Here is a 1,270-nt window from a genome sequence, read left to right on the forward strand (position 1 = left end):
CTGGGGGGGCGACAAGCGCCCTGTAACCCTTGATATATCTTAAATTGAGCGAATTATGGTAAAAAAAAGATAGGTCAGAAATTGTCAATACGACCTATCAATTGAAAATGCTACCAGAATTATATCAAAAACATCTAAAAAATCTACTTTCTGAATCTCAATTATTGTTTTTTTACCTTATAATAATAATTATACAAGACACCAAAAATATCAAACTTGAAAAAATCGCAGAGTCACTCCCTTTACCCATTCAATTTCACTCACGACGTAAAAAACTACAGAGATTTTTGTCTTTGCCAGTATTTGATGTAAAATATTTGTGGTTTCCAATTATTCAAAAATGGATAAATCAAACATTTTCTAAAGAGGAAACAATCTATTTAGCTATCGATAGAACTAATTGGAATAATAAGAATTTATTGATGATTAGTTTGATTTATAAAAACCGAGCGCTCCCAATTTATTTTGAACTTCTTTCAAAACTTGGTTCAAGTAATTTTTCAGAGCAACAAGAAATAATATCAACTATTATAGGGCTATTTGATAGCTATCATGTTGTCATTTTGGGAGACCGAGAATTTTGTTCAGTAAAATTGGCTAAATGGCTAGATACACAAGGGTTTACATTTTGTTTAAGACTAAAAAAATCGGAACAAATTGAACTGAAAAGTTCGGGTTGGATTTCCTTGAAAAATTGTGGATTAAAGCCCGGAACTTCTTTGTTTTTTGAAAATGTAAAAGTGACAAAAACTAAACAAATTTCTGGATTTAGTATCGCCTGTAAATGGAAAAAAAGTTATCGAAAATCCGTGACGAAAGAAGGTTGGTTTATTCTTACAAATATGAGCAGTAGCTCGGAAGCAATTGCTGCCTATAAAAAACGTTTTAATATTGAACAGATGTTCCGAGATTATAAGAGTGGTGGATATAATATGGAAGGCAGTAATGTAGTCGGACAACGCTTTTTATCTTTAGTTATTTTAATATCTTTTGCTTATCTAGTTGCCACAGGTCAAGGAGAAGTAATTAATAAAAAAGGAGTTAAAAAATATATGGCTAGAGTCAAAGAATATGGGCGATTAACTAAAAGACATAGCAGTTTTTATATTGGAATCTATGCTTATAAATGGATTAACTTCATTGATAAATGTTGGGAATTAGTTGATGCTTTAATGCGTTTAAGTCGTCATAAGCTCGATAATTATTTACGAGGTATGAGAGCTATGAAGCTTATACAGTCTACTTTTTAGCTCTCATGTCGCCCCCCCAG

Annotated in this window: 1 pseudogene; it reads left to right on the top strand. The window is 31.7% G+C overall.

Annotation, left to right across the window (positions count from 1 at the left end):
• Positions 1–107: 107 nt before the first annotated feature.
• Positions 108–1,270 (top strand): annotated as a pseudogene (locus F6J99_RS45095) (IS4 family transposase); the annotation flags it as partial.

This window comes from Moorena sp. SIO4G3, assembly GCF_010692305.1.
Taxonomy (GTDB): domain Bacteria; phylum Cyanobacteriota; class Cyanobacteriia; order Cyanobacteriales; family Coleofasciculaceae; genus Moorena; species Moorena producens_A.